Origin of the sequence: Pectobacterium betavasculorum, assembly GCF_000749845.1 — a bacterium.
Classification (GTDB): Bacteria; Pseudomonadota; Gammaproteobacteria; order Enterobacterales; family Enterobacteriaceae; genus Pectobacterium; species Pectobacterium betavasculorum.
Window position 1 is genome coordinate 1 of sequence record NZ_JQHM01000053.1, and the last position, 580, is coordinate 580.

Annotated in this window: 1 protein-coding gene; it reads left to right on the forward strand. The window is 57.2% G+C overall.

Annotation, left to right across the window (positions count from 1 at the left end):
* Positions 1 to 580 (forward strand): Ig-like domain-containing protein (locus KP22_RS21040; protein ID WP_039326349.1); only part of this gene is annotated, 580 nt, incomplete at both ends.

Consider the following 580-nt stretch of genomic DNA (forward strand, 5'->3'; position numbering starts at 1 on the left):
ATAATGACGTCAAAGCCGGTGATGCAGTGACAGTAACCGTCGGCACCGAGACCTACCAGACCACGGTGAATGCCGATGGCAAAACCTGGAGCGTGAATGTGCCGGGCGCGGTGCTGGCCGCCAATGGCGATATCAGTGCTACCGTCACCACCCGTGACACGGCGGGTAACGTGACCACCGCAGACTCTACTCATGCTTATGGCGTCGATACCGATGCGCCAGCGGCGTCGATAACCATCGACGATATCACGTCAGATAACGTGATTAACGCCAGCGAGTCGGGTCAGTCGATTGCGGTGACAGGTCAGGTCGGCGATGAAGTTAAAGCCGGTGATGCGATTACCGTAACCGTCGGCAACGAGACCTACCAGACCACGGTGAGTGCCGACGGCAAGACCTGGAGCGTCAATGTTCCGGGATCGGTACTGGCCGCCAATGGCGATGTCTCCGCGACGGTCACCACGCGTGATAATGCAGGCAACCTCACCACTGCGAATACCACTCATACTTACGGCGTGGATACCGTGGCACCAGTAGCATCCATTACCATCGACGATGTCACCAGCGATAACGTGATTAA